Genomic DNA, 590 nt, shown 5'->3' with positions numbered 1-590 from the left:
CTATTGCAAGAAAGCGTCAGGTAAGTTTGGTTGATACAAAATATTATCACTGTATTTCACGCTGTGTACGTCGTGCCTTTCTGTGTGGTGAAGACCACTTTACAGGTAAGTCTTACGAACATCGACGAGGTTGGGTTAAAGATAAGGTACTTGAATTAGCAACGGTATTTTGTATTGATGTATGCGCTTACGCAGTAATGAGTAACCACACCCATTTAGTACTGTATATTGATGATAAAAAAGCAAATAGGCTGAATGATAAAGCGATTATTATTCGCTGGCATAAACTCTGTAAAGGCACCGTACTGACGCAAAAGTACATACAGGGTGAAAAGCTAAGTAAAGCTGAGCTTATCTTTTTTAATCAAACAGTAAACAATACCGAGAGCGCTTATCAAGTATCAGTTGGTTTATGCGGTTGTTAAACGAAGGTATTGCGCGCAGAGCGAACAAAGAAGATAACTGCACAGGACGATTTTATTCGTTGCCATCCATGGCGCTCACCCTTCGGGCCGCCTAAGGCGTTCAAAGTTGTTCCATACAACTTTGTGGGAGGGGCGCTTTACGTCTCAAGCATTATTAGATGAAGC

At 41.2% G+C, this 590-nt stretch carries 1 pseudogene; it reads left to right on the top strand.

The window, feature by feature from the left end:
* Window positions 1-2: 2 nt before the first annotated feature.
* Window positions 3-478: pseudogene (locus tag I6F65_RS21925) on the top strand (Mobile element protein); the annotation flags it as partial.
* Window positions 479-590 lie beyond the last annotated feature (112 nt).

Origin of the sequence: Pseudoalteromonas sp. SWXJZ94C (assembly GCF_015864385.1) — a bacterium.
Classification (GTDB): domain Bacteria; phylum Pseudomonadota; class Gammaproteobacteria; order Enterobacterales; family Alteromonadaceae; genus Pseudoalteromonas.
The sequence above is the reverse complement of the archived record's forward strand: the minus strand, read 5'-3'. Positions and strand labels throughout refer to the sequence as shown.